Below are 21546 nucleotides of genomic sequence, written 5' to 3'. Positions count from 1 at the left end.
TCACATCACCTGTTGGTTTTATGGCGCCAGTATAGTGCCACTATTTGACGGCCGTGAAGCCGGCGAGGGCTTCACGGCCGAAATAGTTTCTTACAGGCCTGGCAGGCGTTGGCGGATTTGCGCGACCACGGTGTCCAGTGTGCCGGATTCATTGGTCTGCACGCGTTTGCTGCGCAGGATTTCTTCCGGCGTCAGCGCTTCGCGATTGGCCTGCTGAGCTTCGATCACTGCCAGCGTGGCGTCGGACGGATCCTGTTTGTCTGCCTGACGAATCGCCAGCCAGCTCTCGATCACCGCTTGCGGCGCGTTGCAGTCGAGAATCAGGAACGGCGTGCCGGTGGCTTCGGCGACTTGAGCCGCGCTGTCACGTTGTTCGCGCTTGAGGTAAGTGGCGTCAATCACCACCGGGAAACCGGCGTGCAGGATCACGTCAGCGATTTCATGCAGGCGCGCGTAGGTCTTGGCGCTGGCGTCGGCACTATAAATGCCGGCCTGTACATCATTGGCGACGGTTTGCTCGCCGAACAGACGCTTGCGCTCAACATCGGAGCGCAGGCGGATCGCCCCCAGCGCTTCGACCAGACGCATGGCCACGTGGCTCTTGCCGACAGCGGAAACGCCGTGGGTGATCGCCATGAAGCGCGAAGGAATGGTGCTGTAGCTTTCCGCCAGGTTGGCGTAGTTGCGGTACTGGCGCAGGGTGGTGGCGCGCTGCACCGGGGTCGCGTCTGCCGGCATGCTGAACAGCGCTACTTTTGCGCGAACCAGTGCGCGGTAGGCTTTATAGAAGTTCAGCACTTCCAGGCCTTGATAGTCGCCGGTCAGTTCCAGATATTGGCTGATGAAGCGGCGGGCCAGGGATTTCAGGCCGCGATCTTCCAGGTCCATTGCCAGGAAACCGGTGTCGGCCCAGACGTCAGTGAAGCGGAACGGTTCGTTGAATTCGATGCAGTCGAAGATCACCACTTTGCCGTCAATGACAGTAGCGTTACCCAAGTGAATATCGCCGTGGCACTCGCGGGTGAAGCCTTCGGCCTTGCGCTGGGCGAACAGTGGCTTGAGACGCGCAAAGCTGCTTTCGGCCCAGGCTTTCAGGGCTTCAAGTTGCAGCAGGTCATTTTTGTCGCTGAGGAACGGCAGGATCTGTTCGAAGTTTTGCGATACCGGCGCCATCACGCTGTCCGGGGTGCCGGCGTCGTGCTCGGCCGGGACTTCCGGGGCGGTGAGGTGGAAATGGGCGATCTGCTCGGCCATTTCATCGATGTGCTGGGTGGTCAGCTCGCCATTGGCTTGCAAGGTGCTGAGCAAACCGGTCTGCGGGAACTGACGCATTTTCAGCACGTATTCGATAGCCGGGCCGTCGCCGCCCAGTTGTGGTGCTTCGACGCTGCCGGTGACAGGCAACACCTCCAGATACAAATCGTCGGTCAGGCGCTGGTTCAGACGCAGTTCTTCGCCGCAAAAGTGTCCGCGTTGTTCGAGATTGGTGAAGTCGAGGAAGCCGAAATTCACGGGCTTCTTCACTTTATAAGCAAAGGGACCGGTGAGGATCACCCACGAGATATGGGTTTCGATGACCTGGAACCCTTCGACGGGGTGCGGGTAGAGGGCCGGGTTTTGCAGGGCAGCGATCAGTGACTGGCTCACGGGCGATCCTTCAGAGACTGGGGGAAATTCGAGGTCGCCATTATGGCCGCTCGCCAGCCCGACGCAAACCTCGGAGCGCTCCTGTTGAGTATGAATAAAGTGCGTATAATCCGCCGCCATGACTCGAACTCGATCCCCCCGCACTCCTAAAAAACCACCTGCCAAGGGCCTGCGCCCATGGTTGGGTTGGGCCATTAAACTCAGTCTGGTCGGCCTTGTGGTGCTGGCCGGCTTCGCCGTTTACCTCGATGCCGTGGTGCAGGAGAAGTTCTCCGGCAAGCGCTGGACCATCCCGGCCAAGGTCTACGCGCGCCCGCTTGAGCTGTTCGTCGGACAAAAGCTCAGCAAGGACGATTTCCTCACCGAACTCGATGCCCTCGGCTACCGCCGCGAAGCCGTGAGCAATGGCCCTGGCGCCGCTGCCGTCAGCGGCAACACCGTCGATCTGAATACCCGTGGCTTCCAGTTCTATGAAGGTCTGGAGAAAGCGCAGCCGGTGCGCGTGCGCTTCTCGGGCGATTATGTCGCCGAGCTTTCAGCCACCAATGGCTCCAAGCTGTCAGTGGTGCGCCTGGAACCGGTGTTGATCGGCGGGATTTATCCGAAGAATCTTGAAGACCGCATTCTGATCAAACTCGATCAAGTGCCGCCATATCTGCTGGAAACCCTGGTTGCGGTTGAGGATCGGGATTTCTACAGTCACTGGGGCGTGTCGCCGAAGTCGATTGCCCGCGCCATCTGGGTCAACACGTCCGGCGGCAAGATGACCCAGGGCGGCAGTACGCTGACCCAGCAGTTGGTGAAAAACTTCTACCTCACCAACGAACGCAGCCTGTCCCGCAAGCTCACCGAAGCGATGATGGCGATGCTGCTGGAACTGCATTACGACAAGAAGGAAATTCTTGAGGCCTACCTCAACGAAGTCTTCGTCGGACAGGACGGCCAACGCGCGGTGCACGGTTTCGGTCTGGCCAGTCAGTTCTTCTTCGGTCAGCCTCTGTCCGAGTTGAAGCTGCATCAAGTCGCGATGCTGGTGGGAATGGTCAAAGGCCCGTCCTATTACAACCCGCGGCGCAATCCCGAGCGTGCGCTGGAACGTCGTAATCTGGTGCTCGATGTGCTTGAGCAACAAGGCGTCGCAACGGCGGAGCAGGTCGAAGCAGCGAAGAAAATGCCACTGGGTGTGACCACTCGCGGCAAGCTGGCCGACAGCTCGTTCCCGGGCTTTATCGATCTGGTCAAACGCCAGTTGCGTGAAGACTACCGCGACGAAGACTTGACCGAAGAAGGTCTGCGGATCTTCACCAGTTTCGACCCGATTCTGCAGATGAAAGCCGAGGCGTCGGTCAACGACACCTTTAAGCGTCTGTCCGGGCGCAAAGGCTCCGATGACGTTGAAGCGGCGATGGTCGTGACCAATCCGGAAACCGGCGAAGTCCAGGCGATGATCGGCAGCCGACAGGCAAGCTATGCCGGCTTCAACCGGGCACTGGATGCGGTACGACCGATCGGCTCGTTGATCAAGCCGGCGGTGTATCTCACTGCGCTGGAAAAACCGAGCCAATACACCCTGACCAGCTGGTTGTCGGATGATCCGTTGTCGGTCAAGGGGGCGAACGGTCAAGTGTGGAAACCACAGAACTACGATCGTCGTTCCCACGGCACTGTGTTCCTCTATCAGGGCCTGGCGCATTCCTACAACCTGTCGACCTCGCGTCTGGGCCTGGAAGTGGGCGTGCCCAATGTCCTCAAGACGCTGGGGCGCCTGGGTGTGACGCGCGAGTTTCCGGCATTCCCGTCGATGTTGCTGGGTGCCGGCGGCATGACCCCGATCGAAGTGGCGACCATGTATCAGACCCTCGCCAACGGTGGTTTCAATACGCCGATGCGCGGGATTCGCAGCGTGCTGACCGCCGAAGGCGAGCCGCTCAAGCGTTATCCGTTCCAGATTCAGCAGCGTTTCGATCCGGCGTCCATTTACCTGATCCAGAACGCCATGCAGCGGGTCATGCGTGAAGGCACCGGCAGCTCGGTTTACAACGTGCTGCCCAAGACCCTGACACTGGCTGGCAAGACCGGTACCAGTAACGACTCGCGTGACAGCTGGTTCGCCGGTTTCAGTCAGGATCTGCTGGCGGTGGTCTGGCTGGGACGCGATGACAACGGCAAGACGCCATTCACTGGTGCTACCGGTGCGTTGCAGGTCTGGACAAGTTTCATGCGCAAGGCTGACCCGCTGCCGCTGGACATGCCACAGCCGGACAACATCGTCCAGGCGTGGGTCGATTCGCGTACCGGGCAAGGCTCTGATGCCAACTGCCCGGGGGCGGTGCAGATGCCGTATATTCGCGGCAGCGAACCACCACCCGGCGCTGCCTGTGCAAGCGAAACGCCTGCTTCCGGCGAGTCGGTGATGGATTGGGTCAAGGGCTGGATGAATTAAGCAAAGAGGGTTTCAAGTGAACAAGTGGTTGATTCCAGCGGTGACTGCCGTGGCTTTGCTCAGCGGCTGCTCTACCGTACAGCGTGGTTCGATTCCGGTGGTTGATTCGGGCACGGCTGTGTCCAACAGCGAACGTATTTCGGCCAATGGCGGCTTCCGTCAAACCACGGTCAAGCGTCCTGCGCAGGGCCAGACTCAGGCCATACCGCAAGGTGATACTGGCGTTGTGGTGATGGTGCCGGGCGGCGGCGCGGCAACATCGGCGCCGATCAGCTCTTCGCCGATCGTGCCGGGCCCGGCATCCGGCGGCATCACGCCGGGGCCGTACAACCCTTCGCCAGTCGAGTCGGCACCGATCAACTCCGGCAGCTACAGCATGCCTTCGACGCCGAGCGGCATTCCTTCTGCCAGCAGCGGCGGCGGTCTGTCGGCGGACGAGCAACTGGACGGTCCGGTACTCGCCTTGCTGACGACTGCCCAACAGCAACAGGCCGGTGGCGACCTCAACGGTGCATCGTCCAGCCTGGAGCGCGCGCAGCGTGTTGCCCCGCGTGAGCCGCAAGTGCTTTATCGCCTGGCGCAGGTGCGTATGGCCCAAGGCGATGCGCCGCAAGCCGAGCAGTTTGCCCGTCGTGCACTGACCATGGCCAACGGCCGTCCGGACTTGCAGGCCAGCCTGTGGGAAATCATCGCTCAGTCCCGTGAGAAACAAGGTGATTCCGCCGGCGCTGCGCAGGCTCGCCAGAAGGCCAAGGTTTCGTTGTGATGGATAGTCGTTTCCCGAAAATCGCCGATCAGCTGTTGCTGATTGAGCGTGAGCTGCGCACGCAGGGGTGGTGGGATGAAGTTCAGCCGTCGGTAGAAGCCTTGAGCAGCGTCGAGCCATTCTCGGTCGACACGCTGGACTTCGAGCAGTGGCTGCAATGGATCTTCCTGCCTCGGATGAAGATGATCCTCGAGCAGGATCTGCCTTTGCCGAACGCCTCGGGCATTCAGGAAATGGCTGAAATGGTCTTCGCCCAGCGCAATATGCAGGGCAAGGATCGGCAGCTTCAGTTATTGCTCAAACAGTTTGATCAGTTGATTACTGCTTCGCGCTGAACCGGAAGCTGCCAGTTGTTACTGGCAGTTTTCCGCAATCTGCTTCTGCGCTTCGACGATGCGCTCCTGACGTTGTGCATCGCTCAGCCGCCGCAACTCCCCCTCAACTTCCTCCCGCAAACGCGGATTGTTGTGCAATTGCGCAAGATTCGTACGTGCCTGCTCGCAAAACGCCTTGAGCTGCGCTTGTTGATCGGCGACTTGCTTCTTGACCTTGTCGTCGATGGCTTTCTGATCGCCCATCACGCCGCCACCTGGCATCGGCGCCGGTTTTGCCGCAGGCGAGGAGGGCGTCTGCAGGGTAGTGGACGGCTGGCCTTGGGGAGGTTGTGCATCAAAGTGAGTGACACCTTGGGCATCGACCCATTTGTAGATCTGAGCGGCCGTGCACCATGGGCTGAGGCCGATCAGCAGGGTTAACAGAAGCATTCGCATGCTGATTCCTTGGCAAAATTGCGCAATTGACACTAACAGAGTAGCTGTTTTCAGGTTTTTTCTTGCGTTCTCATGTGCTTACCCACAATTAAGCACATAGACGGCTTGACTTGGAGAGGGCGAAACAGAAGAATCCAAAGTCCGCTGTAGAGGGACTGCCAGAAGCAGACCCACTCGGTAGATCATGAGGCGCACATCCGCGCCGACCTGTTACACCCGCAACGCGTTACCTCGCGCTGGGTGGGAAAGGCCCGCAACACTTGGGACGATCCCAATACTTGCTCAGTCAGTGCTGACGTAGTCGGCGACCACCGTCGCTCATGCTCTGCCGAGAAGTAAACCTATTAAGACCCGTCCCATTTTTCGTGGGCGGTATTCTGGCGTTTTAGAGGTGAACAACGTGGAGCTTTTATCTGGCGGTGAGATGCTCGTCCGCTTCTTGCGTGACGAAGGCGTCAAATATATCTACGGGTACCCGGGTGGTGCTCTCCTGCATGTTTACGATGCCCTGTTCAAAGAGCCGGAAGTGACTCACATCCTGGTTCGTCACGAGCAAGCGGCTACCCATATGGCTGACGGCTACGCCCGTGCCACCGGTAAAGCCGGCGTGGTATTGGTGACTTCCGGTCCAGGCGCCACAAACGCCATCACCGGTATTGCCACCGCCTATATGGATTCGATTCCAATGGTGATCATTTCCGGTCAGGTGCCTAGCACCATGGTCGGCACCGACGCGTTCCAGGAAACCGACATGATCGGTATCTCCCGGCCGATCGTGAAGCACAGCTTCATGATCAAGCACGCTTCGGAAATCCCGGAAGTCATGAAGAAGGCCTTCTACCTGGCGCAATCCGGTCGTCCGGGTCCGGTCGTGGTCGATATTCCGAAAGACATGACCAACCCGGCCGAGAAGTTCGAATACATCTTCCCGAAGAAAGCCAAGCTGCGCTCCTACAGCCCGGCCGTTCGCGGTCACTCGGGGCAAATCCGCAAGGCGGCAGAAATGCTCCTGGCGGCCAAGCGCCCTGTGCTGTACTCCGGTGGCGGCGTGATCCTGGGCAACGGTTCCGCACCGCTGACCGAACTGGCGAAAATGCTCAACCTGCCAGTGACCAACACGCTGATGGGCCTGGGCGGCTTCCCTGGCACCGATCGTCAGTTTATCGGCATGCTCGGGATGCACGGCAGCTACACCGCCAACCTGGCGATGCACCATGCCGACGTGATCCTGGCTGTCGGTGCGCGTTTCGACGATCGCGTGATCAACGGCGCGGCGAAGTTCTGCCCGAACGCCAAGATCATCCACATCGACATCGACCCGGCTTCGATTTCCAAGACCATCAAGGCTGACGTGCCTATCGTTGGTCCGGTCGAGAGCGTCCTGACCGAAATGGTCGCGATCCTCAAGGAAATCGGCGAGACCCCAAACAAGGAGTCTGTGGCCAGTTGGTGGAAGCAGGTTGATGAATGGCGTGGTGATCGCGGCCTGTTTCCTTACGACAAGGGCGACGGCAGCAAGATCAAGCCGCAGACCGTGATCGAAACCCTGTGCGAAGTGACCAAGGGCGATGCCTTTATCACCTCCGACGTGGGTCAACACCAGATGTTCGCTGCGCAGTACTACACGTTCAACAAGCCTAACCGCTGGATCAACTCCGGTGGCCTGGGCACCATGGGCTTCGGTTTCCCAGCGGCCATGGGTATCAAGTTGAACTTCCCGGAAGACGACGTTGCCTGCGTCACCGGTGAAGGCAGTATCCAGATGAACATCCAGGAACTGTCGACCTGCCTGCAATATGGCTTGCCAGTAAAAATCGTCATCCTGAACAACGGTGTTCTGGGGATGGTGCGTCAGTGGCAGGACATGAGCTACGGTAGCCGTCACTCGCACTCGTACATGGAATCGCTGCCTGACTTCGTCAAGTTGGCTGAAGCCTACGGTCACGTTGGCGTACGCATCACCGATTCGAAAGATTTGAAGTCGAAGATGGAAGAAGCGTTCGCCATGAAGGATCGCCTGGTCGTGATCGATATTTCGGTAGACACCAGCGAGCACGTCTACCCGATGCAGATCAAAGACGGCTCGATGCGCGATATGTGGCTGAGCAAGACGGAGCGTACTTAATCATGCGGCACATTATTTCCTTGCTTCTGGAAAACGAACCCGGCGCTCTGTCTCGCGTAGTCGGCCTGTTCTCGCAGCGCAACTACAACATCGAAAGCCTGACCGTGGCCCCGACCGAAGACCCGACTCTGTCGCGTCTGACGCTGACCACCGTTGGCCACGATGAAGTCATCGAGCAGATCACTAAAAACCTGAACAAGCTGATCGAAGTGGTCAAGCTGGTGGACCTGTCGGAAAGTGCTCATATCGAGCGCGAACTGATGCTGGTCAAGGTCAAGGCCACTGGCGCCCAGCGCGCCGAGATCAAACGCACCACCGATATTTACCGTGGACAGATCGTCGATGTCAGCGCCAGCGTGTATACCGTTCAATTGACCGGTACCAGCGACAAGCTCGACAGCTTCATTCAGTCCATTGGCACCGCATCGATTCTGGAAACCGTCCGCAGCGGCGTGACCGGCATTGCCCGCGGCGACAAAGTACTCAGCATCTAAACCAAATTAGCGAATGGCCTGAACGGCCAGGATATATAGGGGAAATTCATGAAAGTTTTCTACGATAAAGACTGCGACCTGTCGATCATCCAGGGCAAGAAAGTTGCCATCATCGGTTACGGTTCCCAGGGCCACGCCCAGGCGTGCAACCTGAAAGATTCCGGTGTCGACGTTACCGTTGGTCTGCGTAAAGGTTCGGCCACCGTTGCCAAAGCTGAAGCTCACGGCCTGAAAGTGACCGACGTTGCTTCCGCTGTTGCTGCTGCCGACCTGGTCATGATCCTGACCCCGGACGAGTTCCAGTCCTCGCTGTACAAAAACGAAATCGAGCCGAACATCAAGAAAGGCGCCACCCTGGCCTTCTCCCACGGTTTCGCGATCCACTACAACCAGGTTGTTCCGCGTGCCGATCTCGACGTGATCATGATCGCGCCGAAAGCCCCGGGCCACACCGTGCGTTCCGAGTTCGTGAAGGGTGGTGGTATCCCTGACCTGATCGCGATCTACCAGGACGCTTCGGGCAACGCCAAAAACGTTGCACTGTCCTACGCTGCCGGTGTTGGCGGCGGTCGTACCGGCATCATCGAAACTACCTTCAAGGACGAGACTGAAACCGATCTGTTCGGCGAACAAGCCGTTCTGTGTGGCGGTACCGTTGAACTGGTCAAAGCCGGTTTCGAAACTCTGGTTGAAGCTGGCTACGCGCCGGAAATGGCCTACTTCGAGTGCCTGCACGAACTGAAACTGATCGTTGACCTCATGTACGAAGGCGGTATCGCCAACATGAACTACTCGATCTCCAACAACGCTGAGTACGGCGAGTACGTGACCGGTCCGGAAGTAATCAACGCCGAATCCCGTCAGGCCATGCGCAACGCCCTGAAACGTATTCAGGACGGCGAATACGCCAAAATGTTCATCAGCGAAGGCGCAACCGGCTACCCTTCGATGACCGCCAAGCGTCGTAACAACGCCGCTCACGGTATCGAAATCATCGGCGAGCAACTGCGCTCCATGATGCCGTGGATCGGTGCCAACAAGATCGTCGACAAAGCCAAAAACTAAGTCGTCGTCCCTTGTACGAAAAACGCGGCCTCGGCCGCGTTTTTTCGTTTGAGGCGGTGGTTCTGGTATAAAGCTGCATCGTTTGTGGCCGAACCGTCGTCCCAGACACCTGTCGAATTTTTTCCAAACCGTTGCAAGGTAATGTCCATGAGCGAACGTCCCGAAGAGCCGAACAAGGCTTCTGACGCCGAAAGCCTGCTGCCTATCGATGAACACATCGAAGAAGGGCACGACGCAGAAGGTCGTAAAGTCCGGCATCGTGGTATCTATCTGCTGCCGAATCTGTTCACCACTGCGAACCTGTTCGCAGGGTTCTACTCCATCATCAACTCGATGAGTGCCCAGGCTGCGTTAAGCGCCGGGGACTCGGTGAACGCGAGCAAGTATTTCGCCTTCGCTGCCATCGCTATTTTCGTCGCCATGGTGCTCGACGGCCTCGATGGTCGTGTTGCGCGCATGACCAATACGCAAAGCGCTTTCGGCGCCGAGTATGACTCGCTGTCCGACATGGTTGCTTTCGGCGTGGCACCGGCGCTGCTGGCCTTTGGCTGGGCGTTGGGTGATATGGGCAAGGTCGGCTGGATGGTCGCCTTCATCTATGTAGCGGGTGCGGCCCTGCGTCTGGCGCGCTTCAACACTCAGGTTGGCACTGCCGACAAGCGCTACTTCATCGGTCTGGCCAGTCCGGCAGCCGCCGGCGTGGTGGCGGGTATTGTCTGGGCGTTCAGCGATTACGGGATCCAGGGCTCGAAGATGTCGTTCCTGGTCGCGCTGATGGTGGCCGCTGCCGGCATGCTGATGGTCAGCAACATCAAGTACAACAGCTTCAAGGAGCTGGACTTGAAAGGGCGTGTGCCTTTCGTTGCGATTCTCGCGGTGGTGTTGGTGTTTGCCGTGGTCTTCAGCGATCCACCGCGCATTCTGCTGCTGGTGTTTCTCGCTTATGCGGCCTCCGGCCCAGTGCAATACCTCTTGCATCTTCGTCGCCACAAAAACGCCGAGTGATGTAATTTCCCGCATACTCCGCAGTCTATGGGTACATCTGTCCTCCAAAGCTGCGGAGTTGTCATGTTGATCAAAATCCCCAAAGCATCTGACTGCCATGAGTCGGATGTCACGTCTGAATCGATTTATCTCTCTCGTCGCCAATTGCTTGGAGCCACTGCCGCCGGTATCGCCGTCAGCAGCTTGCCGCGCTGGGCAAGTGCAGACGAAGCCGCTCGATATGCTGATGTCGAGGCGGGTAAAGCGCCAGCCTGGTTTACCGAGAAGCTCCCCTCTACTAAGTGGGGAGCGGTCAACGTCAAGGATGAGGCGATCACCCCTTATAAAGACGCGACTCACTACAACAACTTCTATGAGTTCGGTACTGACAAAGGTGACCCGGCGGCGAATGCCGGGACGCTGAAAACCGAACCCTGGAGTGTTGTGGTAGACGGGGAGGTGGGTAAGCCAGGGCGTTATGCGCTGGAAGACTTCATGAAACCGTATCAGCTGGAAGAGCGCATCTATCGCCTGCGCTGCGTTGAAGCCTGGTCGATGGTTATTCCGTGGATCGGTTTTCCTATCTCGGCGCTGCTCAAGCAGGTCGAGCCTACCTCCAATGCCAAGTACATCCGTTTCGAAACGCTGCAGGATCCCAAGAGCATGCCCGGACAGCGCTCTGGTTTTGCCCTGATCGACTGGCCTTATGTAGAAGGCTTGCGTCTGGATGAGGCGATGAATCCATTGGCGATTCTGGCTGTGGGCATGTATGGCCGGGAATTGCCGAATCAGAATGGCGCACCGCTGCGTTTGGTTGTGCCTTGGAAGTATGGGTTCAAGAGCGTCAAATCCATCGTGCGGATCAGTTTGGTCAGCGAGCAGCCGAAGACGACATGGCAGAGTATTGCGGCGGATGAGTACGGGTTTTATGCGAACGTGAATCCTACAGTCGACCATCCGCGCTGGACGCAAGCACGGGAGCGCCGGTTGCCGAACAGCCTGTTCAAGCCGAATGTGCGCGATACCCAGATGTTCAACGGCTACTCGGATGAAGTTGCTTCTTTATATACAGGGCTCGATCTGCGGAAGAATTACTGATGCGATATCCGGTCTGGCGAGTGGGTGTTTTCATTGCAGCGGCGATCTGGCCTTTGCTGTGGTTTTATCAAGCCTTCGAAGATTTGCTTGGGCCGGATCCTGGCAAGGTCCTGGTTGATCGGCTCGGACTCGGGACGTTGGTGTTGTTGCTGATTACTTTGAGCATGACGCCTATGCAAAAGTTGACCGGCTGGGCGGGGTGGATCGCAGTACGTCGGCAATTGGGGCTTTGGTGTTTTGCCTATGTGGTTCTACATCTATGTAGCTACATGGCATTCATTCTCGGGTTCGATTGGTCGCAGCTTGGCGTTGAGCTGCGTAAGCGGCCATACATTATTGTCGGTACGTTAGGTTTTCTCGGGTTGCTGGCGTTGGCGGCGACTTCCAATCGTTACAGTCAGCGCCGTCTAGGCGTGCGCTGGAAGAAGCTGCACCGTCTGGCCTATGTGATTCTGGGGCTGGGTTTGCTGCATATGCTTTGGATCGTGCGTGCGGATCTCCGGGAGTGGGCTATCTATGCCTTTATAGGTGCTCTGCTTCTTTTGCTGCGTGTGCCACCCGTTACTCGCCGAATCCCGCGTTTAATGGCTAAAAAACAGATTCTGCAAGAAAAGCGAAATTAGTGGTTGACGGCAGATTCTGGAAGTCTATAATTCGCCCCACTTCCGGCGCAGTCGAAACGGAAAACTCCTTGAGATTCAATGAGTTGCACGGTTTTCGGCAGCGGGTTGCTTCAGTTCATCGAAGCCTGGAAGGAGTTGAAAGAGCGGTGATGTTTGGCTCTTTTAACGGTTCGATCTTCTCGGTCGAAAGCGGAGAAAAAGAGGTGTTGACAACAGCGACTAACGCTGTAGAATTCGCCTCCCGCTAACGAGAGATCGGAAGCGCAAGTGGTTGAAGTTGCTGAAGAATTCTTCGAAAACTTCTGAAAATAATCACTTGACAGCAAATGAGGCTGCTGTAGAATGCGCGCCTCGGTTGAGACGAAAGATCTTAACCAACCGCTCTTTAACAACTGAATCAAGCAATTCGTGTGGGTGCTTGTGGAGTCAGGCTGATAGTCAACAAGATTATCAGCATCACAAGTTACTCCGCGAGAAATCAAAGATGTAACCAACGATTGCTGAGCCAAGTTTAGGGTTTCTTAAAAACCCAAAGATGTTTGAACTGAAGAGTTTGATCATGGCTCAGATTGAACGCTGGCGGCAGGCCTAACACATGCAAGTCGAGCGGATGAGAGGAGCTTGCTCCTGGAATCAGCGGCGGACGGGTGAGTAATGCCTAGGAATCTGCCTGGTAGTGGGGGACAACGTTTCGAAAGGAACGCTAATACCGCATACGTCCTACGGGAGAAAGCAGGGGACCTTCGGGCCTTGCGCTATCAGATGAGCCTAGGTCGGATTAGCTAGTTGGTGAGGTAATGGCTCACCAAGGCGACGATCCGTAACTGGTCTGAGAGGATGATCAGTCACACTGGAACTGAGACACGGTCCAGACTCCTACGGGAGGCAGCAGTGGGGAATATTGGACAATGGGCGAAAGCCTGATCCAGCCATGCCGCGTGTGTGAAGAAGGTCTTCGGATTGTAAAGCACTTTAAGTTGGGAGGAAGGGCATTAACCTAATACGTTAGTGTTTTGACGTTACCGACAGAATAAGCACCGGCTAACTCTGTGCCAGCAGCCGCGGTAATACAGAGGGTGCAAGCGTTAATCGGAATTACTGGGCGTAAAGCGCGCGTAGGTGGTTTGTTAAGTTGGATGTGAAATCCCCGGGCTCAACCTGGGAACTGCATTCAAAACTGACAAGCTAGAGTATGGTAGAGGGTGGTGGAATTTCCTGTGTAGCGGTGAAATGCGTAGATATAGGAAGGAACACCAGTGGCGAAGGCGACCACCTGGACTGATACTGACACTGAGGTGCGAAAGCGTGGGGAGCAAACAGGATTAGATACCCTGGTAGTCCACGCCGTAAACGATGTCAACTAGCCGTTGGGAGCCTTGAGCTCTTAGTGGCGCAGCTAACGCATTAAGTTGACCGCCTGGGGAGTACGGCCGCAAGGTTAAAACTCAAATGAATTGACGGGGGCCCGCACAAGCGGTGGAGCATGTGGTTTAATTCGAAGCAACGCGAAGAACCTTACCAGGCCTTGACATCCAATGAACTTTCCAGAGATGGATTGGTGCCTTCGGGAACATTGAGACAGGTGCTGCATGGCTGTCGTCAGCTCGTGTCGTGAGATGTTGGGTTAAGTCCCGTAACGAGCGCAACCCTTGTCCTTAGTTACCAGCACGTAATGGTGGGCACTCTAAGGAGACTGCCGGTGACAAACCGGAGGAAGGTGGGGATGACGTCAAGTCATCATGGCCCTTACGGCCTGGGCTACACACGTGCTACAATGGTCGGTACAAAGGGTTGCCAAGCCGCGAGGTGGAGCTAATCCCATAAAACCGATCGTAGTCCGGATCGCAGTCTGCAACTCGACTGCGTGAAGTCGGAATCGCTAGTAATCGTGAATCAGAATGTCACGGTGAATACGTTCCCGGGCCTTGTACACACCGCCCGTCACACCATGGGAGTGGGTTGCACCAGAAGTAGCTAGTCTAACCTTCGGGAGGACGGTTACCACGGTGTGATTCATGACTGGGGTGAAGTCGTAACAAGGTAGCCGTAGGGGAACCTGCGGCTGGATCACCTCCTTAATCGACGACATCAGCTGCTCCATAAGTTCCCACACGAATTGCTTGATTCATTGAAGAAGACGATAAGAAGCAGCCCGAAATTGGGTCTGTAGCTCAGTTGGTTAGAGCGCACCCCTGATAAGGGTGAGGTCGGCAGTTCGAATCTGCCCAGACCCACCAATTTTGTGTGGGAAACGCCTGTAGAGAATACGGGGCCATAGCTCAGCTGGGAGAGCGCCTGCCTTGCACGCAGGAGGTCAGCGGTTCGATCCCGCTTGGCTCCACCACTACTGCTTCTGAAGTTTTGAAAGCTTAGAAATGAGCATTCCATCAGTATGATGATGAATGTTGATTTCTAGTCTTTGATTAGATCGTTCTTTAAAAATTTGGGTATGTGATAGAAAGATAGACTGAACGTTACTTTCACTGGTAACGGATCAGGCTAAGGTAAAATTTGTGAGTTACTCTGAATTGAGTATTATCGAATTTTCGGCGAATGTCGTCTTCACAGTATAACCAGATTGCTTGGGGTTATATGGTCAAGTGAAGAAGCGCATACGGTGGATGCCTTGGCAGTCAGAGGCGATGAAAGACGTGGTAGCCTGCGAAAAGCTTCGGGGAGTCGGCAAACAGACTTTGATCCGGAGATGTCTGAATGGGGGAACCCAGCCATCATAAGATGGTTATCTTGTACTGAATACATAGGTGCAAGAGGCGAACCAGGGGAACTGAAACATCTAAGTACCCTGAGGAAAAGAAATCAACCGAGATTCCCTTAGTAGTGGCGAGCGAACGGGGACTAGCCCTTAAGTGGCTTTGAGATTAGCGGAACGCTCTGGAAAGTGCGGCCATAGTGGGTGATAGCCCTGTACGCGAAAATCTCTTAGTCATGAAATCGAGTAGGACGGAGCACGAGAAACTTTGTCTGAATATGGGGGGACCATCCTCCAAGGCTAAATACTACTGACTGACCGATAGTGAACTAGTACCGTGAGGGAAAGGCGAAAAGAACCCCGGAGAGGGGAGTGAAATAGATCCTGAAACCGTATGCGTACAAGCAGTGGGAGCCCACTTTGTTGGGTGACTGCGTACCTTTTGTATAATGGGTCAGCGACTTATTTTCAGTGGCGAGCTTAACCGAATAGGGGAGGCGTAGCGAAAGCGAGTCTTAATAGGGCGTCTAGTCGCTGGGAATAGACCCGAAACCGGGCGATCTATCCATGGGCAGGTTGAAGGTTGGGTAACACTAACTGGAGGACCGAACCGACTACCGTTGAAAAGTTAGCGGATGACCTGTGGATCGGAGTGAAAGGCTAATCAAGCTCGGAGATAGCTGGTTCTCCTCGAAAGCTATTTAGGTAGCGCCTCATGTATCACTGTAGGGGGTAGAGCACTGTTTCGGCTAGGGGGTCATCCCGACTTACCAAACCGATGCAAACTCCGAATACCTACAAGTGCCGAGCATGGGAGACACACGGCGGGTGCTAACGTCCGTCGTGAAAAGGGAAACAACCCAGACCGTCAGCTAAGGTCCCAAAGTTATGGTTAAGTGGGAAACGATGTGGGAAGGCTTAGACAGCTAGGAGGTTGGCTTAGAAGCAGCCACCCTTTAAAGAAAGCGTAATAGCTCACTAGTCGAGTCGGCCTGCGCGGAAGATGTAACGGGGCTCAAACCATACACCGAAGCTACGGGTATCACCTTCGGGTGATGCGGTAGAGGAGCGTTCTGTAAGCCTGTGAAGGTGAGTTGAGAAGCTTGCTGGAGGTATCAGAAGTGCGAATGCTGACATGAGTAACGACAATGGGTGTGAAAAACACCCACGCCGAAAGACCAAGGTTTCCTGCGCAACGTTAATCGACGCAGGGTTAGTCGGTCCCTAAGGCGAGGCTGAAAAGCGTAGTCGATGGAAAACAGGTTAATATTCCTGTACTTCTGGTTATTGCGATGGAGGGACGGAGAAGGCTAGGCCAGCTTGGCGTTGGTTGTCCAAGTTTAAGGTGGTAGGCTGGAATCTTAGGTAAATCCGGGATTCTAAGGCCGAGAGCTGATGACGAGTCATCTTTTAGATGACGAAGTGGTTGATGCCATGCTTCCAAGAAAAGCTTCTAAGCTTCAGGTAACCAGGAACCGTACCCCAAACCGACACAGGTGGTTGGGTAGAGAATACCAAGGCGCTTGAGAGAACTCGGGTGAAGGAACTAGGCAAAATGGCACCGTAACTTCGGGAGAAGGTGCGCCGGTGAGGGTGAAGGACTTGCTCCGTAAGCTCATGCCGGTCGAAGATACCAGGCCGCTGCGACTGTTTATTAAAAACACAGCACTCTGCAAACACGAAAGTGGACGTATAGGGTGTGACGCCTGCCCGGTGCCGGAAGGTTAATTGATGGGGTTAGCTAACGCGAAGCTCTTGATCGAAGCCCCGGTAAACGGCGGCCGTAACTATAACGGTCCTAAGGTAGCGAAATTCCTTGTCGGGTAAGTTCCGACCTGCACGAATGGCGTAACGATGGCGGCGCTGTCTCCACCCGAGACTCAGTGAAATTGAAATCGCTGTGAAGATGCAGTGTATCCGCGGCTAGACGGAAAGACCCCGTGAACCTTTACTATAGCTTTGCACTGGACTTTGAATTTGCTTGTGTAGGATAGGTGGGAGGCTTTGAAGCGTGGACGCCAGTTCGCGTGGAGCCAACCTTGAAATACCACCCTGGCAACTTTGAGGTTCTAACTCAGGTCCGTTATCCGGATCGAGGACAGTGTATGGTGGGTAGTTTGACTGGGGCGGTCTCCTCCTAAAGAGTAACGGAGGAGTACGAAGGTGCGCTCAGACCGGTCGGAAATCGGTCGTAGAGTATAAAGGCAAAAGCGCGCTTGACTGCGAGACAGACACGTCGAGCAGGTACGAAAGTAGGTCTTAGTGATCCGGTGGTTCTGTATGGAAGGGCCATCGCTCAACGGATAAAAGGTACTCCGGGGATAACAGGCTGATACCGCCCAAGAGTTCATATCGACGGCGGTGTTTGGCACCTCGATGTCGGCTCATCACATCCTGGGGCTGAAGCCGGTCCCAAGGGTATGGCTGTTCGCCATTTAAAGTGGTACGCGAGCTGGGTTTAGAACGTCGTGAGACAGTTCGGTCCCTATCTGCCGTGGACGTTTGAGATTTGAGAGGGGCTGCTCCTAGTACGAGAGGACCGGAGTGGACGAACCTCTGGTGTTCCGGTTGTCACGCCAGTGGCATTGCCGGGTAGCTATGTTCGGGAAAGATAACCGCTGAAAGCATCTAAGCGGGAAACTTGCCTCAAGATGAGATCTCACTGGAACCTTGAGTTCCCTGAAGGGCCGTCGAAGACTACGACGTTGATAGGTTGGGTGTGTAAGCGCTGTGAGGCGTTGAGCTAACCAATACTAATTGCCCGTGAGGCTTGACCATATAACACCCAAGCAATTTGCGTCGAAAGGCCAAGTTGCGGTGTGAAGACGAAACGAACCGAAAGTTCGATGTTCACAAAACACCGATAGCTGTCACATACCCAATTTGCTGAAGCGAGGCCATCAGGTCACGACTCAGTACCCGAATTTCTTGACGACCATAGAGCGTTGGAACCACCTGATCCCATCCCGAACTCAGCAGTGAAACGATGCATCGCCGATGGTAGTGTGGGGTTTCCCCATGTGAGAGTAGGTCATCGTCAAGATTAAATTCCGAAACCCCAATTGCGAAAGCAGTTGGGGTTTTGTTTTGCCCGCAGGAAAGTTTTTTGCTTAGCCTGCGAACAAATTTGCACAGTTATTTTCCAATCAGAACACTAGAATAGCCCCACCTTTTTCGGAGCCAGAGCCTTTATGTCAGAGTCGGTTGACGCCCCCGGGCTGTCAGATTTACCGCTGGAAGACTTGGTGGCCTGTCACGAGTGCGATTTGCTGATGCGCAAGCCAAAACTTGCCCACGGTGAGAAGGCCCTCTGTCCACGCTGCGGTTACGAGCTATACGCCCACCGCCATAACGTGGTGCAGCGTAGCCTTGCCCTGGTAATCGCGGCACTGCTGCTCTACGTACCAGCGAACTTTTTACCCATCATGGAGCTCAATCTACTCGGGCAATCGTCGCAGGACACTGTCTGGAGCGGTGTGGTCGGTTTGTTCAACACGGACATGCAAGGTGTATCGATCGTCGTATTCCTGTGCAGCATGGCCATACCGTTAATCAAATTGCTCTGCCAGTTGATCGTATTGCTAACAATCCGCTTCAACATCGGTCGCAGCTACGGTTTGTTGCTCTACCGCATTTACCATCACCTCAAAGATTGGGGAATGCTTGAGGTCTACCTCATGGGCGTACTGGTGGCGATCGTCAAACTGGCGGACATGGCGGCCATTACTGTCGGTTTCGGCCTGGTGTGTTTCATTGCGTTGTTGTTGGTACAGGTCTGGCTGGAAGTGGTGATGTCACCGCATCAGATCTGGCAGGCGTTATCTGGAGAGGATGCTCATGCGGGCGATTGATGCGGGCATTCTGATTTGTACCGAATGCCACGAATTGAACAGGCAGGAAGCGGACACCGATGAGCAAACCTGCACTCGATGCGGTGCATTGGTTCATGCTCGGCGTCCAAACAGTCTGGCCCGAACCTGGGCTCTGCTGATTACGGCGGCAATTATCTATATTCCGGCCAATGTGTTGCCGATCATGACTGTCAGTTCTTTGGGGCAAGGCGATCCGAGTACCATCATGTCCGGTGTGATCCAGTTGGTGCAGCACGGCATGATTCCAATTGCTGCCGTGGTGTTCATCGCCAGTATTCTGGTGCCGACTTTCAAATTGGTCGGCATCGCCCTGCTGCTGTTTTCGGTGCAGCGGCGCCAGCCGTTGTCCGCGCGTCAGCGCATCTGGATGTACCGCTTTATCGAGTTCATCGGCCGCTGGTCGATGCTCGATATTTTTGTGATCGCCATTCTGGTGGCGGTCGTCAATTTCGGCAGGCTTGCCAGTGTCGAAGCCAATCTTGGCGCCATCGCTTTCGCCACTGTGGTGATTCTGACGATGCTCGCCGCAGTAACTTTCGATCCCCGACTGATTTGGGATAACACGGAGTCGGACGACGACCATGACTGATTTGCCCGTAGCGAAAACCCGACCGGCCTCGAACTGGTCTGCCATTTGGGTACTGCCTCTGATTGCGCTGATCATCGGCGGTTGGCTCGGCTGGCGTGCCTATTCCGAAACCGGTATCGAGATCCAGGTTCGCTTCGAAAGCGGCGAAGGCATCCAGGCCAACAAGACCGAGGTCATGTACAAAGGCATGTCGGTCGGTAAGGTGAAGGCGCTCAAACTCGACGACGAAGGCAACTCCAAGGGAGTGATTGCCACGGTCGAGATGAACAAGGACGTCGGGCAGTACCTCAAGACAAGCACTCGCTTCTGGCTGGTCAAACCCAGCGTGACCTTGGCGGGTATTACCGGTCTGGAAACCCTGGTGTCCGGTAACTACGTGGCCATCAGCCCCGGCGAAGGCGAGCCTGCGCGCAAGTTCAAGGCGCTCGCCGAAGAGCCGCCGCTCTCCGACGCCAAACCCGGTCTGCACCTGACGATCAAGGCTGATCGCCTCGGTTCGCTGAATCGCGGGAGTCCGGTGTTCTACAAGCAGATCAAGGTTGGCCAGGTGAAAAGCTACCTGCTTTCCGAAGACCAAAGCACGGTCGAACTCAAGGTCTTTATCGAGCCGACCTACGCCAAACTCGTGCGCAAACACACGCGTTTCTGGAACGCCAGCGGCATCAGCATCGATGCCAATCTGTCCGGAGTAAAAGTGCGTAGCGAATCCTTGGCGAGCATTGTTGCCGGCGGTATCGCATTCGCAACGCCTGAGAACCGCAAGGACAGTCCTCCGACCGATCCAAGCCTGCCGTTCCGTCTCTATGAAGACTTCGATGCCGCCGCTGCCGGGATTCGGGTCAAGGTCAAACTCAGCGACTTCGAAGGCCTGCAGGCCGGCCGCACGCCGGTGATGTACAAAGGTATTCAGGTCGGCAACATGAAAGCGCTGAAAGTTGATCCGGATTTGAACAGCGCCACAGCCGAGCTCACCCTTGATCCATTGGCTGAGGACTATCTGGTCGATGGCACTCAGTTCTGGGTGGTCAAACCGTCGATTTCCCTCGCCGGTATCACCGGGTTGGAAGCGCTGGTGAAAGGTAACTACATCGCTGTACGCCCGGGCGACAAGGGTGCGGCACCGAAACGCGAATTCGAGGCCAGGCCAAAAGCGCCGCCGCTGGATCTGCGTTCGCCGGGCCTGCACCTGGTGTTGTTCACCGATGCCCTCGGCTCAATCGATGTGGGTAGCCCGATTCTGTACAAGCAGGTCAAGGTCGGTTCGGTGCAAAGCTACCAGTTCTCCAAGACCAAGAAGCAATTGGTCATCGGTGTGCACATCGATAAGGAATACGAAAACCTCGTCAATGCCTCGACCCGTTTCTGGAATGTCAGCGGTATCACACTGACCGGTGGTTTGACGGGCGGGATTCAAGTGAAGAGCGAGTCGTTGCAGACGTTGATGGCCGGCGGTATCGCCTTCGAAACGCCGCAGGCCAAGGCGCCATTGCAGAAGCGCATTCCGCGCTTCCGTCTGTTCGCCAACCATGACGACGCGAATCAGAAGGGCGCCGTGGTGACGATCAAGGTTGATCGCGCCGACGGTTTGCGCAGCGGCACACCGGTTCGCTTCAAAGGCCTGGATGTTGGCAAGATCGAAAGTGTCGACCTGACTGACGATCTGCAATCGGTCATCCTCACCGCGCGTATCACTGAAGTGCCGGAGAAGATTGCCCGGGTTGGCAGTCAGTTCTGGGTGGTCAAGCCGGAGTTGGGTTTGATGAAAACATCGAACCTGGAAACCCTGGTGACCGGGCAATACGTCGAAGTGCAACCGGCGGCAAAAAACCTCGGCCCGCAGAAGAACTTCGTGGCACTGGCCAATGCGCCGGAAGTGGCTAAGCAAGAGGCAGGTTTGAGTCTGGTGTTGAGCGCGGCTCGCCGTGGCTCGCTGAAACCGGGTGTGCCGGTGACTTATCGTGAAATCACTGTGGGTAAGGTCACTGGTTATGAACTGGGTCAGACCGCCGACCGGGTGTTGGTACATATCCTGATCGAGCCGAAGTACGCGCCGTTGGTGCGCAGTGGCAGCCGGTTCTGGAATACCAGCGGTGTAGGCTTCGATATCGGTCTGTTCAATGGTTTGACGGTACGCACGGAGTCGCTTGAGACGGCGATCCAGGGTGGCATTGCCTTCGCTACACCGGATGGCGAGCGCATGGGTAATCCGGCGCGTCCTGAGCAGACGTTCCCGTTGTTCGACAAGTTTGAGGATGAGTGGCTGACTTGGGCGCCGAAGATTTCGCTGGGTAAGTAAGCTTGCGGCGACTGCTCGCGATAGGGCACTAAAAATCAGCACAAACCCCAAGCCATAAAAAAGG

At 55.9% G+C, this 21546-nt stretch carries 14 protein-coding genes, 2 tRNA genes and 3 rRNA genes; 17 read left to right on the top strand and 2 right to left on the bottom strand.

Features of this window, described 5'->3' with window-relative positions:
• Window positions 1–90: 90 nt before the first annotated feature.
• Window positions 91–1647, bottom strand: coding sequence for a bifunctional aminoglycoside phosphotransferase/ATP-binding protein (locus ACA069_RS24135; RefSeq protein WP_497615363.1), 1557 nt, complete (start codon window positions 1645–1647; stop codon window positions 91–93).
• A gap of 118 nt (window positions 1648–1765) precedes the next feature.
• On the opposite strand from ACA069_RS24135, the gene mrcB reads away from it, so the two are divergent.
• From mrcB to ACA069_RS24120, 3 genes are read left to right on the top strand one after another with little or no spacing between them, the layout of a single operon-like run.
• Entirely contained in the window at window positions 1766–4090 is a 2325-nt protein-coding gene (gene mrcB, locus ACA069_RS24130; protein ID WP_305439810.1) for a penicillin-binding protein 1B, read from the top strand.
• A 16-nt stretch (window positions 4091–4106) separates the two neighbouring features.
• Window positions 4107–4856: a tetratricopeptide repeat protein gene (locus tag ACA069_RS24125; protein WP_187679251.1), complete on the top strand. Its 750-nt coding sequence runs from the start codon at window positions 4107–4109 to the stop codon at window positions 4854–4856.
• Window positions 4856–5191: a YqcC family protein gene (locus tag ACA069_RS24120; protein ID WP_187679252.1), complete on the top strand. Its 336-nt coding sequence runs from the start codon at window positions 4856–4858 to the stop codon at window positions 5189–5191. The genes ACA069_RS24125 and ACA069_RS24120 overlap by 1 nt, the downstream gene beginning before the upstream one ends.
• A gap of 18 nt (window positions 5192–5209) precedes the next feature.
• Here ACA069_RS24120 and ACA069_RS24115 read toward each other — a convergent pair whose 3' ends face one another.
• On the bottom strand, window positions 5210–5626 hold the full coding sequence (locus ACA069_RS24115) for a DUF4124 domain-containing protein (RefSeq protein WP_187679253.1): 417 nt from the start codon (window positions 5624–5626) through the stop codon (window positions 5210–5212).
• A gap of 400 nt (window positions 5627–6026) precedes the next feature.
• On the opposite strand from ACA069_RS24115, the gene ACA069_RS24110 reads away from it, so the two are divergent.
• From ACA069_RS24110 to ACA069_RS24045, 14 genes are all read left to right on the top strand, one after another.
• Window positions 6027–7751 carry an acetolactate synthase 3 large subunit gene (locus ACA069_RS24110; RefSeq protein ID WP_187679254.1) on the top strand — a complete coding sequence of 575 codons (1725 nt, stop codon included), beginning with the start codon at window positions 6027–6029 and terminating at the stop codon, window positions 7749–7751.
• Between the two features lie 2 nt (window positions 7752–7753).
• A complete protein-coding gene (ilvN, locus tag ACA069_RS24105) occupies window positions 7754–8245 on the top strand; it encodes an acetolactate synthase small subunit (protein WP_003176102.1) in 492 nt (163 codons plus the stop codon).
• A 48-nt stretch (window positions 8246–8293) separates the two neighbouring features.
• Entirely contained in the window at window positions 8294–9310 is a 1017-nt protein-coding gene (gene ilvC / locus ACA069_RS24100) for a ketol-acid reductoisomerase (RefSeq protein WP_003228216.1), read from the top strand.
• A 147-nt stretch (window positions 9311–9457) separates the two neighbouring features.
• Window positions 9458–10315: a CDP-diacylglycerol--serine O-phosphatidyltransferase gene (gene pssA, locus ACA069_RS24095; protein WP_187679255.1), complete on the top strand. Its 858-nt coding sequence runs from the start codon at window positions 9458–9460 to the stop codon at window positions 10313–10315.
• A 63-nt stretch (window positions 10316–10378) separates the two neighbouring features.
• On the top strand, window positions 10379–11392 hold the full coding sequence (gene msrP, locus ACA069_RS24090; RefSeq protein WP_497615362.1) for a protein-methionine-sulfoxide reductase catalytic subunit MsrP: 1014 nt from the start codon (window positions 10379–10381) through the stop codon (window positions 11390–11392).
• Window positions 11392–12015: a protein-methionine-sulfoxide reductase heme-binding subunit MsrQ gene (gene msrQ / locus ACA069_RS24085; protein WP_401272190.1), complete on the top strand. Its 624-nt coding sequence runs from the start codon at window positions 11392–11394 to the stop codon at window positions 12013–12015. Before msrP ends, msrQ begins: the two co-directional genes overlap by 1 nt.
• 541 nt (window positions 12016–12556) lie before the next feature.
• A 16S ribosomal RNA gene (locus ACA069_RS24080) occupies window positions 12557–14093 on the top strand.
• A gap of 82 nt (window positions 14094–14175) precedes the next feature.
• Window positions 14176–14252: transfer RNA gene (locus tag ACA069_RS24075), tRNA-Ile, on the top strand.
• 31 nt (window positions 14253–14283) lie between these two features.
• Window positions 14284–14359 (top strand) — tRNA-Ala (locus ACA069_RS24070).
• 250 nt (window positions 14360–14609) lie between these two features.
• Window positions 14610–17503 (top strand): 23S ribosomal RNA (locus ACA069_RS24065).
• Window positions 17504–17652: 149 nt separating this feature from the next.
• A 5S ribosomal RNA gene (rrf, locus tag ACA069_RS24060) occupies window positions 17653–17768 on the top strand.
• Together the 16S, 23S and 5S rRNA genes with 2 tRNA genes alongside form the textbook arrangement of a ribosomal RNA operon.
• A 148-nt stretch (window positions 17769–17916) precedes the next feature.
• Window positions 17917–18576 (top strand): paraquat-inducible protein A, encoded by a 660-nt coding sequence (locus ACA069_RS24055; protein WP_401271400.1) that lies wholly within the window; start codon window positions 17917–17919, stop codon window positions 18574–18576.
• Window positions 18563–19186, top strand: a complete 624-nt coding sequence (locus ACA069_RS24050) for a paraquat-inducible protein A (RefSeq protein ID WP_187681336.1) — start codon at window positions 18563–18565, stop codon at window positions 19184–19186. Before ACA069_RS24055 ends, ACA069_RS24050 begins: the two co-directional genes overlap by 14 nt.
• The gene (locus ACA069_RS24045; protein WP_497615361.1) at window positions 19179–21482 is read left to right on the top strand and encodes a PqiB family protein; all 2304 of its coding nucleotides are present in this window, start codon (window positions 19179–19181) and stop codon (window positions 21480–21482) included. The genes ACA069_RS24050 and ACA069_RS24045 overlap by 8 nt, the downstream gene beginning before the upstream one ends.
• The last annotated feature ends 64 nt before the right edge of the window (window positions 21483–21546 follow it).

The sequence above is a fragment of the Pseudomonas sp. LBUM1652 genome, assembly GCF_059716105.1.
This window is presented reverse-complemented; position numbering and strand designations above follow the sequence as displayed.